Origin of the sequence: Providencia sp. PROV269 (assembly GCF_028477785.1) — a bacterium.
Lineage (GTDB): Bacteria > Pseudomonadota > Gammaproteobacteria > Enterobacterales > Enterobacteriaceae > Providencia > Providencia rettgeri.
On record NZ_JAMPLV010000022.1, the window covers coordinates 17,955 to 34,553 of the forward strand.

The window sequence follows — 16,599 nt, forward strand, 5'->3', positions numbered from 1 at the left end:
TTTTCAGCTAACATCCCTTATGAATTATTTATTGGAATGATATGTTAATGAGATAACGCCAATAAATAGGTCATGGTGATGAAATTACGTTCTTTTCTGTTAGTTCTCTATGTTAGCGGTATTTCTCTTGCGCAAGCTGGCAATACCGTTGAAGCACCTTCTGCGAAAGATAAGCCAAATGCGCTACAGGCGCAGCCTAAAAGTACGCCAATTCCTGATGAATTCAAAGCAAAATTGCAACTAGCAAATGCCGGAGATGAAGAAGCGATGGTGGATGTTGGGCTTGCTTATATGGATGGGACTGAGTTTTTAGCTGCCAATGAGCAAGAGGCTTATCGTTGGTTTAAAAAGGTAGCTGACCGAGATAATACAGATGGCGATTACTACCTTGGAATGTTGTTGCACAATCAGGAAAAGTACCAGCAAGCGGAACAATGGTATCGCCGAGGTGCCGAAAAAGGCGATGCTTATTGCCAATATGCGATGGGTTACTTATATGAACATGGTATTGGGGTAGAGCGAAATTTAAAACAAGCGAAAGCATGGTATACAGAGGCCGCAGAGCAAGAACACGCTAACGCACAGTTTGCGATGGGACTGTTTTATCATGATGGGCTAGGTGGTGATACCGATTACCAAAAGGCGAGAGAATGGTATGAAAGAAGTGCGGGAAATAATATTGCTGCCGCTGTGAATAATTTAGCGGTGATGTATGAAAATGGCGAAGGTGTAGAGCCGGACGACGAAATGGCGATTTACTTATATCGCCAAGCCGCCAATATGGGCTCTGCGACAGCACAAGTGAATATGGGTGACTTTTATCAAGAAGGCCATAGTGCAATAGAAAAGAATAGCTACCAAGCGATGTACTGGTATAAACGCGCTGCGCAACAAAATAGTATTGCAGCCCAACTGGCGATTGCGAAAGCCTATGAACAAGGTGATGGCGTTGGAAAAGACCTCGCTGAAGCCTTTATCTGGTATGAACGTGCGGCACAAAACAAATCCCAAGATGCAGGAATGAAAGTGGCTGAATTCTATGAAAAAGGGTTAGGTGGCGTTAAAAAAGACCCTGAAAAGGCCATTGAATGGTATATGTCACTTGCTAACAGTGATGGTAATGCAGCTCAAATTAAGTTAGCGAAGATGTATGTGTCTGGTGAGTTGAAAAATGTGGATGTCAATAAAATTGTGAGTTGGCTGCAACTGGCACAAGAAGATAGCATCGAAGCTCAAAACCAGTTAGCTATCTTTTATTTAACGGGAACGGGTGTAGCGAAAAACTCACAGAAAGCTCGGCAATTGCTGGAAAAAGCGGCATTTAAAAAGAACAGCGATGCACAAAATAACCTTGCGGTGATGTATGCACGAGGCGAGGGGGGCGAAAAAAATATTTTCCGTTCGGTAATGTGGTTTGAGCGAGCAGTAGAACTCGGTAATGAAACAGCAAAAGGAAATTTAGCGCTTTTAACACAGAATAAAGGTGTGACGGGCAAAATGTTGCAATACACCAACAGTGTTGCGCAACCCAGTAAAAATACGGGAAGGGATTAATTTTATAATAGAGAAGGCGATCGTGATGATCGCCTTTTGGTATTTTGATCAAACTTCGACACTATTCAAATAAGTTACTGTGCAAGGTACGAACGATCTCTTCAGCATCATTCCCAGGAACCAATAAACAAATATTGTGGCTACTTGCGCCATAGCTGATCATGCGAATATTGAATGACTCAAGTGCGCCAAAAATTTGCCTTCCTAGGCCATTCACTTGCGACAGCTCATTACCAATGATTGCGACGAGCGCTAAATTCTCTTCTACTTCGACACGACATAATGCGGATAACTCTGTCATCAGCGCATTGGTGAGTAAGCTGCCGTTAGTTCCCGTTGAACCCGTTGTATCTAAGGTTAGTGCAACACTGACTTCTGACGTCGTAATTAAATCCACTGAAATATTGTGGCGCAGTAAAATGGTGAAAATTTCCGCTAAGAAGCCTCGCGCATGCAGCATTTTTAGGCTGTGTAAGGTGAGTAGCGTTTGTTTGCGGCGCAGTGCTAATGCCCTAAATTGTGGTGGATTAGTGGTTTTATCACACACAATGGTACCGCCAGCTTCGGGAGCTTTACTTGAACCAACAAAAACAGGGATCCCGGCACGTACTGCAGGAAGGAGTGTCGCTGGATGCAAAATTTTTGCACCAAAAGTCGCCATTTCAGCGGCTTCATCGAAAGCAATTTCATCAATCCGTTGGGCACTCGGTACGACGCGAGGGTCTGTGGTGTAAATTCCAGGAACATCAGTCCAAATATCGACACGTGATAAATTAAGTACTTCAGCTAACAGAGCGGCAGTGTAGTCACTTCCACCACGGCCAAGCGTTGTCGTGCGGCCTTTTTCATCACGGCCAATAAACCCTTGGGTGATCACAACCGATTCGGCAAGGCGCGGCATGAGTTGTTGTTCTGACAATGTTTTTAGCTGAGCTAGCTCTGGTTCAGCACGACCAAAGCTGTCATTCGTTCTCATCACTTTGCGTACATCAAACCATTGGGAATTAGCATTACGTTGGCGTAGTACTTCAACAAATAGTAAGGTTGACATTAATTCGCCATGGCTGACCATTTCATCCGTTAATGCATCGGAAGTGGCTAAAGCAGCCGAATCAGCTAAATGTGCAATATTATCAAGTAACCGATTGATTTCTTCACGAATAACATCAGCTGTTTGTAGATTATCAATAATTGCATATTGAATATCTTTCACTTTTTTCAGCAGTTCATTGCGTTTATCCGCATCGCAGCCTTCAGCCAGTTCGATTAATAAATTGGTAATGCCAGCAGAAGCTGAAAGTACCACAACTCGCACATTTGGGTTGGAAAGAACGATATTGGCGCTGTTGTTCATCGCTTCAAAGTTAGCGACGCTGGTGCCGCCAAATTTGGCGATAACATACTGATGGTTGTCTGTTGAAGGCGCTGCGGTATTCATGGTGTCAATCCCTTTGGTTAAACCTAATCTTTATATAGATTTATCGGGTAAATGGGATTGCGTCAATCAAGAATCGAAGTAAATCAGTAATTCTAATGATAGGTAATTTATTATCGGTTTTCTCAATATACTCGTCATACTTCAAGCTGTGTGGGTGTTGACTGCGTTCATTGAATTATTGAGAGCGTATACCTGCTATTTTTTAAATGGTATGCATTGAAAGTGCGTATTTCAATAAAAGGGGTAATTAAGTCTGGAAAAGTGCGACGGAATTGGGGAATATCAATATAACGCAGAAAACCGATAAGTCTCGTTTTCGTGACGGGGTACAATCTATTTCTATTTAATATTATTTGGAGAGTGTTATCCATGAGAAGTATTAATCCAAGCCAAACGGCTGCATGGCGGGCGCTAGAGCAACATTTTGCGCAAATGAAAAATGTTCATATGCGCGATTTGTTTGCACAGGATAAAGACCGCTTTACTCATTTTTCGGCGACGTTCGATGGTCAAATCTTAGTGGATTTCTCCAAAAATAGAATTACACAAGAAACATTGGAACATTTATTAGCCTTAGCAAAAGAAACAGAGCTAGAAAGCGCTATCAACAGCATGTTCCAAGGTGAGAAAATTAACCGTACAGAAGACCGTGCGGTATTACATACTGCTTTGCGCAACCGCGATAACACCCCTGTTTATGTCGATGGCAAAGATGTCATGCCTGAAGTGAATGCGGTATTGGATAAAATGCAGCAATTTAGTCAGCGCATTATCAGCGGTGATTGGAAAGGGTACACCGGTAAAGCGATTACTGATGTGGTGAACATCGGTATTGGTGGTTCTGACCTTGGTCCATTTATGGTGACAGAAGCACTACGACCATACAAAAACCACCTAAATATGCACTTTGTTTCTAATGTGGATGGCACGCAAATCGCTGAAACGTTGAAAACACTGAATCCAGAAACGACATTGTTCTTAATTGCGTCAAAAACCTTTACAACGCAAGAAACCATGACTAATGCGCATTCTGCTCGTGATTGGTTCTTGGCTGCGGCAAAAGATGAAAGCCAAGTTGCTAAGCATTTTGTGGCGCTTTCAACGAATAGCGAAGAAGTTGCGAAATTTGGTATTGATACCAACAATATGTTTGAATTCTGGGATTGGGTTGGTGGCCGCTATTCATTATGGTCAGCAATTGGTTTATCGATTATTTTATCGGTTGGCTTTGATAATTTCGTTCAATTATTGAGCGGCGCCCATGCGATGGATAAACATTTTACCCAAACTCCATTAGAAAAAAACATCCCAGTGTTGTTGGGTTTGATTGGCATTTGGTACAACAATTTTTTTGAAGCAGAAACTGAAGCGATTCTGCCATACGACCAATACATGCATCGCTTTGCCGCATACTTCCAACAAGGCAATATGGAGTCGAACGGTAAATATATTGGTCGTGATGGAAAACCTGTTACTTATCAAACTGGTCCAATTATTTGGGGGGAGCCAGGAACCAATGGCCAACATGCGTTTTATCAGTTGATCCACCAAGGAACGAAGATGATCCCATGTGATTTTATCGCACCTGCGGTAACTCATAACCCGTTAGGGGATCACCATGAAAAATTGTTATCGAATTTCTTTGCGCAAACCGAAGCACTAGCATTTGGTAAAACTCGTGAAGTGGTCGATGCTGAATTTGCTGCACAAGGTAAAAATGTAGCAGATATGGAATATGTTGCGCCTTATAAAGTGTTTGAAGGCAACCGTCCAACTAACTCTATTTTATTGAAATCAATTACACCATATTCGTTAGGTGCATTGATTGCCATGTATGAGCACAAAATTTTCACCCAAGGGGCGATTTTAAACATCTTCACGTTTGACCAATGGGGCGTAGAATTAGGTAAACAATTAGCGAGCCGCATTCTGCCTGAATTAGAAAACAGTGAAAAAGTCAGCAGCCATGATAGTTCAACCAATGGTTTGATTAATAGCTATAAAGCTTGGCGATAAATTACTAACGTATTATTTAAATACTTCAATATAAGGTAGGAGCTTCCTGCCTTATATTGTTTAGTCGACATTTTGTTTAATTGAACGATTGTTTAATCGACTATTTTTCAAGCAAATAAATCTAGTTTGTTACGATATTAATGAATTTTATTATTATCGATAACTAGCTAGTATTTAAAAAACTTTTCACTATATTTTTACATTTTGTGTTGAAAATGTGACTTTTTATATAAATTGTTAGCTAACTTTAACCTTGTCGTAAAACAACGTGATATCCTATTGTGTAAGAAATACAGTAAATCATAACCATGTTATTCATGGTGGAATTTTAAGTAATGGATGAAACGCTTTTTACTTCTCAGCCGATTCACTGGCTGGCGGAGAACGATAAAATAGTGCCTGCCAATGTATTAGATTGGCTATTAGAGCTTGGCTCCATGACAAAACGTTTTGAGCAACATAGCCAGCAAGTTACCGTGATACCTTATTTAGAGCGCTATGTATCGCAAGATAAGCTAAGTGCGGATGAAGTGCAGTCTTTACCTGAAAGCCAGCGTTATTGGGTCAGAGAAGTTGTCATGTATGGAGATGGTATCCCTTGGTTACTGGGCCGAACGGTAATCCCTGAAGAAACACTGACTGATGATGACCAGCAGCTGGTGGATATTGGGAGAATGCCGTTAGGGCGTTATTTATTTAGCCGTGACAGCTTAACTCGAGATTATATTCATATTGGTTCTTGCGCAAACCGTTGGGTACGTTGTTCTCGGTTAAGATTATCGGATAAACCCTTATTATTAACCGAAATATTTTTACCTGAATCACCTGCATATCGTTAACTATCCTAAGTATTTTGAATTTTCAGGTTTCTGCAATGACACTATGCCAACAAATATAAATCAGTAAGTTGCAGAGGTTGGTGGTATTAAAATATACCCAATTTGAAGTATGATGGAATTCGAAAAGGAGCACGACAAAGTGGAGGGAAGTATGACGCTCAGTAAATGGCATGCATACAGCCGTTTAATGCGTATTGATAGACCCATTGGTTCACTGTTGCTATTGTGGCCGACGTATTGGGCATTATGGATTGCGGCTCAAGGTACGCCAAGTTTACATCTTTTAATTGTATTTACTGCCGGCGTATTTTTTATGCGTGCAGCTGGTTGTGTTATTAATGACTTTGCTGACCGTCATTTTGATGGCCACGTAGAGCGGACTAAACATCGCCCACTCCCGAGTGGTGACGTGACAGAAAAAGAAGCAAAAATATTGTTTGCTAGCCTCGTTGGCCTTTCTTTTCTGCTAGTTTTGACACTCAATTCAATGACAATTTGGTTGTCCATTGCGGCGCTTGCTTTGGCATGGATTTACCCTTTTGTTAAAAGAGTCAGTCATTTACCTCAGGTTGTACTGGGCGCAGCATTTGGCTGGTCGATTCCAATGGCTTTCTCTGCGGTGGGTGAAACACTCCCGTTAGTATGCTGGGTATTGTTTTTCATAAATATTATTTGGTCAGTGATTTACGACACGCAATATGCCATGGTTGACCGTGACGATGATTTAAAAATCGGCGTGAAATCAACAGCCATTTTATTTGGCCAGTATGACAAATTAATTATTGGGTTACTGCAATTACTGATGGTCGGCTTGCTGGTGGCTGTGGGATCATTGGCTGCTCTGGGGAGCATTTACTATTTTTCTCTGGCGCTGGTTGTGGGGTTATTTGTTTATCAGCAAAAACTGATGGTCAATAGAGAGCGTGCTCCCTGTTTTAAAGCTTTTATGAATAATAACTATGTTGGTTTTATCTTATTTGTCGGAATTTTTTTGAGTTATTGGTAAACAGGTTGTTGACGATTAACAGGAGCATGCTTTTCAGCTTTTCCTCTCAATGTCTGGAAAAACCCTAACCAAATGGCTAGGGTTTTAAGTGAGCAAATTACCGACGCTGCAGTACTATTTTAGGCGATGTCGCGTGGGCAAATTTGCCGTTTGGAAAATCAATGCGGACCACAAGATAAATAGTTTCCCCGATACTGGAGCTTGCATTATTTCCAAACTTTATAGTGTTTCCGTCGTCAGTAACAATTGAACCAATGTGAGTCTTCTTACCAACCTGATACTTATTTACCGCACTGATATTTCCGTTCCTGTATTCACTGATGATTATTGATATCGGTTTGCCATAACCGAGGTGCGAATAATTTATCACCATATTGTACCCATATCCGGAGCGATTCCCTATTTGGTTGCCGTTATATATTTCTACTAGATGTGATGGTATTGCTTTAGCTACAGTGACCTTATTCGATTGAACTTGCGCACCTGTACTCGGTGTTCCGCTTGATGAGCGAGGGATGACATTGAAATAAATTTCACACCCTATATCTGCATCTTGTATGTGATAAGTTCTGCTTGTTGATATCGCCTGATGATTCTTGTTACGCAAACAGAACCACTCGAAACTGGTTCCACTCTCAGGATCGCTCGGGCTGTCCCCATCATGGTAGCGATAATTTCCGGTCAGTAATCTACCAGGCTCTGGCTGACCATCAATTTTCACATCATGAGCTTCTGGTGCCAGCCCTCTAGTAGTGAGAGTTGATGAAGTGAATATAGCGCCAGTTGCTGGTTCTGTGATTTTAGGGTCGGTTTGTGGCGTGACCTCGACCGACAGTTGTTTTCCATTGCCATCGCCGGGGACGAGTTTATAGCTATTTTGCGTGGCTCCTGAAATATTTTTACCATCGAGTTTCCATTGAAAAAGTGATGTTTCTAATGCATCCTTATCTGCATCCGTTATCTTTGGATCAGCGGTGACCGTGTCATTAACGGCGGGTGTCTTATTATTAAATTGAACATCAGTCACGACAGGTGCATGACCGATAACGGGAAGCGTTTGGGTATTGACTTCGATCACAGAAGCGGATACGCCTCCTACGATGACCAATCCTGCTGCCAACGTTATCAGACGAATAAGGGGGATAATTTTTGTCCTCTCTGCCATTTTATGAATATCCTCTTCTGTTATCGCAGTGTGTTATGGGGGCTTATTATCAAAAATACCGCAGCGAAATGTTTCGCTGCGGGGGATAGTGATTATTTGTTCGAAACGATAACCTGAATTTTACGTTTCTGCTCTGTGCCCTTAACCGTGTATGTTGCTGTGGTTGCACCTGAAATATCTGTGTATTTGCTCGAATTCACAGAGTCTTGAATCTGCCACTTGTAAGTCAGGTTATTATCACAAGTCCCGTGACAGGTGACATTTGCTTTCAGCGAATCACCAACCAGCGGTCGTGACCCAGCTCCAGTGAGACCCGAAATAGTTACTGATTTCACGATATTGCCATTCACTGTTGGGATATTAGTGCCGCCCAATATTGTCTTACCACCGATATCGATGAAGGTTGCTGCTGCTACGGCTACACTCTCTGACGGCTCCGTCTTAGCTGGATCCGTTTTTGCGACGGCCTTAACGGTAATGTTTTTACCTAACAATGCCGATGTCAGTTTCAGCATGTCGCTCGTTTGCCCTGCAATAACATTTTTGCCGTCATGCCATTCATAGACGATAGACACTAGTGTATCGTTGTCTTTATCACTGAAGTCAAAACCTGACGCTTTCAACTCATCATTCTCACCTAATACACCGTCATTGTTCTTATCTGTGGCCGTGATGGTACCCGCTTTTAGCTCTGGTGCATGACCAATAACCGCAGTTGTTGCTGGGGAGGTTATCGAGATCGGAGTCTGAGTCGTGGCAGCGAGTGCCGATGTACCAAAAGTCATGCCTAACACGGCTCCCGCAATCAGGACAGATAGGTTGTTTTTGCGGATCATTGGGGTTTGTTGATTTTTGTTGCTCATCTAATTATTACCTTATATTTTAAATTTATTAAGTTGCCCTATAGGCGTATTTATTGTGCGGTCGCTCGCAACCTGCGTTTTTGCGTGTCTGCGGTGACTGTATATGTCATGGCTGTAGCGCCATTAATCGCTTGATACTGTCCTGATCCTTGTATTGTCTCCACTTCCCATTGCCAAGCTGTCGGCAAAATGCAGTTGACTTGGCACTCTGGTGTTGCTGTTAGGACATCCCCAACGACGGGGCGCTTTTTTATAACACTGCCGTTATGAAATATTTGTAATCCTACGGGGGCTGCCATCACTTCTATTTTTGTTGACGCTAGATTGATCCCCTCTACCTTCGGACTAAAAATGAGGGTGCCCGGCAATTTTCCAGTGGTGATGGTGGTGGTATAAACACCCGGTGCCGTTTCTTTCAACGCCTCCAACTTAACGCCACTTTGCGAAGGCGATAGTGATGACCCGCCTTTTTGTGTCGTGAAGGCGAACGGCAACTGAATCGATGAAGCCAATTTAGTCATCGGTGCATTCTGCTCATCCCGCATCGTCAGCGTTAATACCTCCGACTGATCGACATTCAGTACACCTGATCCAACCGTCAAACTTGAGTAGCGGTTAGAAAACCCTGCGTCGACAATCACTTTTATATAGGCCGGTTTTGATGCATTTCCCTTTCCATCCCATGCAATAGCACTTAGGGTATAAGTATTGCTTTTACCCGCCTGCCAAGCAGGTAGGCGAATTTGCCAAGCTGTTAAACTTTTGCCAACAGACTGTACTTTCCCACCGTTGGATGAAAACTCTGTCAGCATTCCCCATTTCACACGTTCAGCACCATATTTCGCTTTTAAGATAGCGCTCAGTGACTGTAGGCTGGCACCTCGACCACGGATTTCCTGCGGCAGTATTAAACTGATCAAATCCTGTTTACGGTATTCGAGTACAATGTTGTTATTGCGCTCAACCAGTGCCATTAGGCTGCCTGAGAGCGAACGCAGGCGAGCAACTGAACTCGATGATGTTTGGTCTTTCCAAGGCACACCGAATGAATAGGTCAGTTGTGCCTGAAGTTGCAGATCATCAGTTCCTTGTCCTGTTCGCCAGTCAGCCCCAAGGGTAATTAATGGAATAGGTGTGTAATTCAACCCTACAGTCATTGTTTTTGGCGACTTACTACGAGAGTCCTTACCTTTCATTGCCACTTCATCACCGAAATATTGTTCATATTTCAGTTTGCCACCAAGTTGTGGATAAGATGGCAACCAAGCACTGGCGGTCATATCAAATCCGTTGGCGGGGCGTTCATCGTAGTCGTCAAAATCCCGTGACTGATGCCAGTTATTGAGTCGCAGATAACCATTGGTTGAAAAGCGTAGATTATCGGACCACAATTCTCCGCCAATACCGAGTCGGCTGTTCCCACCTGTAATATCAGCGTCATAAAAGGTGTTGACGCCATACATCCATTGCTCATTGAACCGACGAGCGCCCACTCCTAAGTTTAGGGTGGTGCGATCATTAAGGTTCCGACCTCCTAACTGGGTGAACACCAGCCAATCTGGGTTTTGATATACAGGTAACAGCATGTCGGCAGACAGCGTACTTTGTGACAGTTTATCTCCCGGCTGTACACTAATTTGTGCGGTACCATATTGATTTAACCAACTCTCCATGGTTGATGACGCTGTGCTCACCGTCATATCCTTGGCCTATTTAGTCAGGTACTCCTCTGCACTTTGTGTGTTCATCGCTTGGAAAAAGTTAGGGGCAGTTTGGGCCAACCAGTTCTCAATTTCACTATCTGAGTCGTTTACTTGTACACCTTTCTTCGTCGTTTTATCTGTCGTATTAGCGATGTAAGTGCTTGGTACATCGATTTGATCTCCAGCTGAAAGTTGTTCAAAAGCGCGGGCGAAATTGCGTTTTTGATTTAATGTTTTTAATTCCTCCACCGTCAGATTGTATTGATGAGCCACACTGTGAACGGTCTCTCCTGTCTGCAGGTGTAAGGCTTCACTTTGATTCCATCTACAAACCCAGTAGCAAAGACTGAACCAGTTGGTATGATGGATACGGACAGTAAAACGGGAATCAATAAGGGCATCTGAGATGATTTGATACTGTAACGGTTAATACCAAAAATCATTTATTTATTCCTTTTATTCCTTCCTTTAAGTCGTTGTTTCCATAATTAGGATATTTCCATTGTGAATAAATGAACTATCAAAGGTGCTAAACACCAATAATAGAGTGAGATAAGCAGATATTGAGTTGCTGTTATAAATTTCAGTTATGTAATCTAATGCCTCATTTTGGTGGTGGATGTTAATACTCGACTCAATGATTGCATTTCGTCTTGCGGTGAAATTTATATATTTAGATTGATAATGTGAACGTACTTGTTTGGACTAAATAAGAAGTCATAGAGAGTGGGATTAATTAAGAAATGATAATTTATTATGAATTGAAATTATTTTTTGATATTTACCATATTTCAAACTGTGTGTTTTTTTGAATTTATTTGTTATTTATCAATTTTTTATGTTGGGTTTTGGCGGCTTTTCTTTTATTAAAATAATATTGAATACACATAAAAATCGCCTATCCTTCTAGCTATCAATATTAGGTATTGGCTGTTTTGGTTAGTGTGGTGGAATTCGATACTTTTTCAGTGAGTCCTATATATAGGAACCAAAAGTAAGCGCCATTGGTTTGGATTTCTTTAACGAAGCGATGCTCAGAGATAATACCAGATAAATAATTCAGCAACATCACCTTGATTAATCGAACTCAGTGGTTTCAAAAAACAATTCATCATTGGTGCGGCACTTCGAATTATTTAGGACATAGATTATTGTTAGCGCTAGCTCTATTAAATAAAAGGGGTAATGTGAATAACATTACCCCTTTTACTTATTTAGCTCCAAGATTTCTAGTCTGCATTTGTTTCAGTTTCTGTATTCTTCTCTATCGCAGTGGAAAACTCATCGTCTTGGCTAACACTTTCAATAGTTAAACGGATCTCAGGTGACATCAAGCGAGCCAGAACGGCATACAGTTTCTGTGCATTGGTAACAAAGATATCATTTTCATTATTATCAATGTAGCCTTCCTCCCTAAGGGTATCGACCAATGTCGAGAATACCGCTTTATCAAAGAATTCAGGAGCGTTAATACCGTGTAAAACAGAAAGGCGTTGCGCAAGGATACGACTTTGTTTTTCCAGTGTATTACGGCTGATTTCTGGACTCGCATTGAGTAATGACAATGTGATTGCATAACGTTGCAAAGTCTCACGAACGCCTGCTGCTAAGAGCTGTAATGGGCGAATACGGCGAGGATTTAGCACCACCACATCATCTTCTTTTAAGCAAATTAGCTTTTGGTTATTCAGTTCATCAATTAGTGTATCTACCGTCTCATGTAGCTCATCACTGTTATAACGCATAAACAGTTCTGCTTTTAAGAACGGGTAAATTTGGCCTACTTGATAGTGAATGTCTTGGCGGCTTATGCGTTCATGGTGTAACACAATGCTAGTTATTAGCGATGGTAATACTAATAAATGATGGATATTGTTACGGTAATAGGTCATCAAGACGGCATTTTCGCGAGGAAGAATGATAATATCCCCCATGCTGTCTTTTTCGACTTCAAATTTATCCATGTGCAAAGCATGTTCTAACAATTGCTCGGCCGTTTTATTTGGCGTTGTAGCATCTGCGGTGTATGGCACATTGCGCAATAATTGCAGGTAACAGTCGACTTGTTCAACTAGTTGCTCACGAGTCAGTGAGCGTTGACGAGAAGCCAGTAACGCAGTCGCACACAGGTTAATCGCATTGGCTGCGGCTGCATTATTAATATTGACCATAATGTTATCGGCTAACGAACTGACTGTTGGGTTTAGCCAAGTTGGTCTTTGTGGTTCGATAGGGTCGATAGAGTCGCGCCAATCAGGTACACGCTGGTTGAGATAGTGTGGAAGCGAAATTGGCTGGCCAAAGTTAACATAGCCTTGGCCTAGGTTGCGCAATTTACGCAAGCCGCGAACCATAGAGAAAAAGCCTTCTTTCTCTTTTTCTGCTCCGCGCAGTTCTTTGGCGTAAGTACCCACTTCCATCACATGCTCATACCCGATGTAGATAGGAACAATGGTGATAGGGCGTGAGTCACCGCGCAACATCGCTTGTAACGTCATGGAGAGAGTACCCGTCTTAGGCTGTAACAAACGACCGGTACGTGAGCGCCCACCTTCCACAAAGTACTCGATGGAGTAACCTCGGGCAAATAGCTCACTTAAATATTCACGGAAAACGGTCGAATACAGTTTATTGCCTTTGAACGTTCGGCGAATAAAAAAGGCCCCTAAACGACGGAAAATAGGCCCAGCAGGCCAGAAATTGAGGTTGATCCCCGCGGCAATATGGGGTGGAACTAGCCCTTGATGGTATAGCACATATGAGAGCAGTAAGTAGTCCATATGGCTACGGTGGGATGGCACATAAACGATTTCATGGCCGTCTTGTGCTAGCTGGCGGACTCGTTCAGCGTGCTGAACATTAATGCCTTGATAAAGGCGATTCCAAGTCCAACTAAGAACCCTATCCGTTAAACGTACTGCTTCATAAGAGAAATTGGCTGCGATTTCTTCCATCATCCCAACGGCATTTTGCTGAGCTTTTTTGAGTGGAATTTTTTTACTGCGCGCTTCGTCTTCAACGGCTTTTTCAATTGCTTTTGACGTCAATAACTTATTAAACAGCTCATAACGTGCAGGGAGTTTAGGCCCAACTGCTGCGAGACGTTGGCGCGAATAGTGAATACGTGCGACACGAGCAAGTTTGTTGGCAATAATGGTGTCTGTACCGTGGTCTTGTGCCATTTTCCCAATTGAGACAATCGGAGATAAACGTACGAAGCTGTCACGTCCTAACCATAAAACGGCGAAGAATTTTTGGATGCCATTTAACAGTTTCAGTGGTGGTGCTGGGGTATGGCCTTCACGACCAGGTGAGCGCCCAAACATCACGGATGCCGGTAGCATTTGAATATCTAGATTTGGGTTGTTTTTATGCAAATCTAAATAAGCATGGAATGTTTTTACTGAATCCTTACGTGGATTCGGTGAATAATAGCGAAAAACACGTGGGCCATCATCGATAAAAACGTAGGCCGGAAGCTTCGTTCCATTGATATCATTGTCGACCAGCGGGTCTGGCAGACCAATAGCTAAGCATTGGTGCCGTAGCGTGAGGAGGTCAGACTTCGAATGATAAGGTAATACGTATAGGGTTGGCCTGTTGACATCAAGCTGCAACTCAGTGATGGGATCCGAAGGAATTAGTTTACTTTTTACCAATAATTTAAGTGGTAAATTCAACGTGTTGTAATATATTTTACGCCATAGTGACATAAATGATTATAGCCTCTTGTTAACAATGCTGCGCAATCATACCAGAAATACATGGTTAGATCTGTTACTGACAATTCACTTTGACCGTAAAAATCGATTATTGTTTGTATTTTTTAAGGAATAAATATGGCGAGTCAAGTTAAGGGCTTCACGCGAGTGATTAAAGCTGCGGGGTATTCCCTTAAAGGTTTGAAGGCAGCTTGGGTTAATGAAGCCGCATTTAGGCAAGAATCTGTTGCTGCAATTATCGCGATTTTTATCGCATTTTATTTAGATATCAGCTATATAGATAGGATTTTGTTAGTGAGTTCTGTTGTTCTGGTGGCAATAGTCGAATTACTGAATAGCGCGATAGAAGCCGTAGTTGACCGTATCGGAAGTGAATATCATGAACTTTCAGGGAGAGCTAAAGATATTGGTTCTGCCGCGGTATTTGTGAGTATCGGTTTAGCGTTGTTTATTTGGGTACTCGTATTATGGCAGCGCTATTTCCCTGGTTAAGGTGTTTGGTTACTTAATCAGGTAAAAAGAAAATAAATCGATAACAAATGCTTAAATTGAGCGATTTAACTGTTCCAAATCTTCATTTACCTGTATATACTCACAGCTTGACTGTATAAACAAACAGGGGAACGGAATGAAAGCACTGACGGCTCGACAACAGCAGGTTTACGATCTAGTGCGTGACCACATTTCGCAGACGGGTATGCCTCCTACACGCGCTGAGATAGCAGCAAGCCTTGGTTTTCGTTCGCCTAATGCGGCAGAAGAGCATTTAAAGGCCTTAGCGCGTAAAGGGGTTATTGAAATCGTCTCAGGTGCATCTCGAGGTATTCGTCTGCTTCTTGAAGAAGAAACCGAAGATCAGGGGTTACCTCTGATTGGACGTGTAGCCGCTGGCGAACCATTATTAGCACAGGAACATATTGAGAGCCACTATCAAGTTGACCCTGAGCTGTTTAAACCACATGCAGATTTCTTATTGCGTGTGAATGGGATGTCCATGAAAGATATTGGTATTATGGATGGCGATTTATTAGCTGTGCATAAAACACAAAATGTACATAACGGGCAAGTAGTGGTTGCACGTATCGAAGATGAAGTCACTGTTAAACGTTTTAAGCAACAGGGTAACCGTGTTGAGTTAATAGCAGAAAACCCAGAATTCGAACCTATTGTTGTTGACTTGCGTCAGCAAAATTTCACTATTGAAGGTTTAGCGGTTGGGGTTATTCGTAACAGTGATTGGTATTAATTTTCGTTAGCAACCAGCTGTGTTACAGACGGTGAAGACGATTGCAGGCAGATTTCATGGTTTTATTCTGAAGTCTGCCTGTTTTGTTTCCTTTCTTATATTTTTCTCTTCTCTATTTTCTCTTTGCATTTCATCAAACGATCTAGCAGTCCGGCTATTTACTTTTTCTTAGGGGTTACAGGTTGTTCGTGGTTATGATGACAATGTTCATGATCTTGGCAGCTATTCACTTCGTCGCAATTTTTACATAAACCATGGTTTTCCACTACGGTATGCCTTAAGCGGAATTGGTGTTCATCTGCCAAATTAATAATTGCGGCTTCTATCGTTGTGCAATCACTTTCCGTTACGCTTCCGCACTGGTCGCAAATTAACATAACAGAGATATGGCTTGGGTTATCAAAATGGTGACAAACAACATAGCTGTTGGTTGATTCGATTTTATGGATAAAACCTTGCTCCATTAAGAACTCAAGGCCACGATAAACGGTAGGTGGCTTAGCCTGAGGTTCAATTTCACGTAGTAAGTCGAGTAAATCATAAGCACTGATCGCACCATGCTGTTGTGCTATTAGGCTCAATACCGTTTCTCTCTGTGGTGTCAACCTGACGCCTCTTGATTGGCAAATATGTTCTGCCATCGCAAGAACTTTTTTTTCACTCATCTTTTCCATTTTATTGACCCCACCCGTTGAAAAATGCAAATGTTTACTGCACACAAGTTTATCACAGTTTCTTGAACTATTGAGAATCAAGAGATGAATGCGGTGCTATCAAAAAATTTTAGCTTTGCTGAGTTTTTTTGACTAATAAATAAAATATAAAAAATGATATTTAATTTTATTTAAAAATAAACAGATAAAATGAAACATATATTAAACAAATTTATTATAAATTCATAACTCATGATGAATAATTAATTGAAAGATTTAGTTTTAATTTGATGTAATTTCAATTAAGACTTATCTTGCCTTTAATTTACAACCTTCTTTTCTCACCCTCTAAAGCTTACTTTATGGGGTTTATGTTTATTATTTTTGCAGGAGC

Annotated in this window: 14 protein-coding genes; 6 read left to right on the forward strand and 8 right to left on the reverse strand. The window is 41.8% G+C overall.

Going from position 1 to position 16,599, the window contains the following annotated elements; translation table 11 throughout:
- The first annotated feature begins 78 nt into the window (after window positions 1-78).
- Window positions 79-1,554 carry a tetratricopeptide repeat protein gene (locus tag PR683_RS19710; protein ID WP_109913079.1) on the forward strand — a complete coding sequence of 492 codons (1,476 nt, stop codon included), beginning with the start codon at window positions 79-81 and terminating at the stop codon, window positions 1,552-1,554.
- Window positions 1,555-1,615: 61 nt separating this feature from the next.
- Here PR683_RS19710 and lysC read toward each other — a convergent pair whose 3' ends face one another.
- Entirely contained in the window at window positions 1,616-2,992 is a 1,377-nt protein-coding gene (lysC, locus tag PR683_RS19715; protein WP_004915235.1) for a lysine-sensitive aspartokinase 3, read from the reverse strand.
- Window positions 2,993-3,361: 369 nt separating this feature from the next.
- On the opposite strand from lysC, the gene pgi reads away from it, so the two are divergent.
- The 3 genes from pgi to ubiA all read left to right on the forward strand — a co-directional run bounded on the left by pgi (window position 3,362) and on the right by ubiA (window position 6,853).
- Window positions 3,362-5,008, forward strand: coding sequence for a glucose-6-phosphate isomerase (gene pgi / locus PR683_RS19720; RefSeq protein WP_117163064.1), 1,647 nt, complete (start codon window positions 3,362-3,364; stop codon window positions 5,006-5,008).
- A 335-nt stretch (window positions 5,009-5,343) separates the two neighbouring features.
- Window positions 5,344-5,847, forward strand: coding sequence for a chorismate lyase (gene ubiC / locus PR683_RS19725; RefSeq protein WP_004915228.1), 504 nt, complete (start codon window positions 5,344-5,346; stop codon window positions 5,845-5,847).
- 151 nt (window positions 5,848-5,998) lie between these two features.
- Window positions 5,999-6,853, forward strand: a complete 855-nt coding sequence (ubiA, locus tag PR683_RS19730; protein ID WP_272575976.1) for a 4-hydroxybenzoate octaprenyltransferase — start codon at window positions 5,999-6,001, stop codon at window positions 6,851-6,853.
- A 97-nt stretch (window positions 6,854-6,950) separates the two neighbouring features.
- Here the strand turns inward: ubiA and PR683_RS19735 are convergent, their stop codons facing one another.
- From PR683_RS19735 to plsB, 6 genes are all read right to left on the reverse strand, one after another.
- Window positions 6,951-8,018: a hypothetical protein gene (locus PR683_RS19735; RefSeq protein ID WP_196720030.1), complete on the reverse strand. Its 1,068-nt coding sequence runs from the start codon at window positions 8,016-8,018 to the stop codon at window positions 6,951-6,953.
- A 92-nt stretch (window positions 8,019-8,110) separates the two neighbouring features.
- The gene (locus PR683_RS19740; RefSeq protein WP_196720029.1) at window positions 8,111-8,881 is read right to left on the reverse strand and encodes a ZirU family protein; all 771 of its coding nucleotides are present in this window, start codon (window positions 8,879-8,881) and stop codon (window positions 8,111-8,113) included.
- A 50-nt stretch (window positions 8,882-8,931) separates the two neighbouring features.
- A complete protein-coding gene (locus PR683_RS19745; protein WP_272581951.1) occupies window positions 8,932-10,575 on the reverse strand; it encodes an inverse autotransporter beta domain-containing protein in 1,644 nt (547 codons plus the stop codon).
- A gap of 15 nt (window positions 10,576-10,590) precedes the next feature.
- Complete coding sequence (locus PR683_RS19750; protein WP_272571766.1) at window positions 10,591-10,857, reverse strand: hypothetical protein; 267 nt, start codon at window positions 10,855-10,857, stop codon at window positions 10,591-10,593.
- Window positions 10,858-11,503: 646 nt separating this feature from the next.
- Window positions 11,504-11,656 (reverse strand): transposase, encoded by a 153-nt coding sequence (locus tag PR683_RS19755; protein WP_162617350.1) that lies wholly within the window; start codon window positions 11,654-11,656, stop codon window positions 11,504-11,506.
- 157 nt (window positions 11,657-11,813) lie between these two features.
- Window positions 11,814-14,297, reverse strand: coding sequence for a glycerol-3-phosphate 1-O-acyltransferase PlsB (gene plsB / locus PR683_RS19760; RefSeq protein WP_109913070.1), 2,484 nt, complete (start codon window positions 14,295-14,297; stop codon window positions 11,814-11,816).
- A 126-nt stretch (window positions 14,298-14,423) separates the two neighbouring features.
- Between plsB and PR683_RS19765 the strand changes: the two genes are divergently transcribed.
- Both PR683_RS19765 and lexA read left to right on the forward strand, forming a co-directional pair.
- Window positions 14,424-14,798 (forward strand): diacylglycerol kinase, encoded by a 375-nt coding sequence (locus tag PR683_RS19765; protein WP_004915220.1) that lies wholly within the window; start codon window positions 14,424-14,426, stop codon window positions 14,796-14,798.
- A gap of 136 nt (window positions 14,799-14,934) precedes the next feature.
- Window positions 14,935-15,552, forward strand: a complete 618-nt coding sequence (gene lexA, locus PR683_RS19770; RefSeq protein ID WP_004915217.1) for a transcriptional repressor LexA — start codon at window positions 14,935-14,937, stop codon at window positions 15,550-15,552.
- A gap of 158 nt (window positions 15,553-15,710) precedes the next feature.
- On the opposite strand, the gene zur is transcribed toward lexA, so the two are convergent.
- Complete coding sequence (gene zur / locus PR683_RS19775) at window positions 15,711-16,226, reverse strand: zinc uptake transcriptional repressor Zur (RefSeq protein WP_004915213.1); 516 nt, start codon at window positions 16,224-16,226, stop codon at window positions 15,711-15,713.
- Window positions 16,227-16,599: the final 373 nt, after the last annotated feature.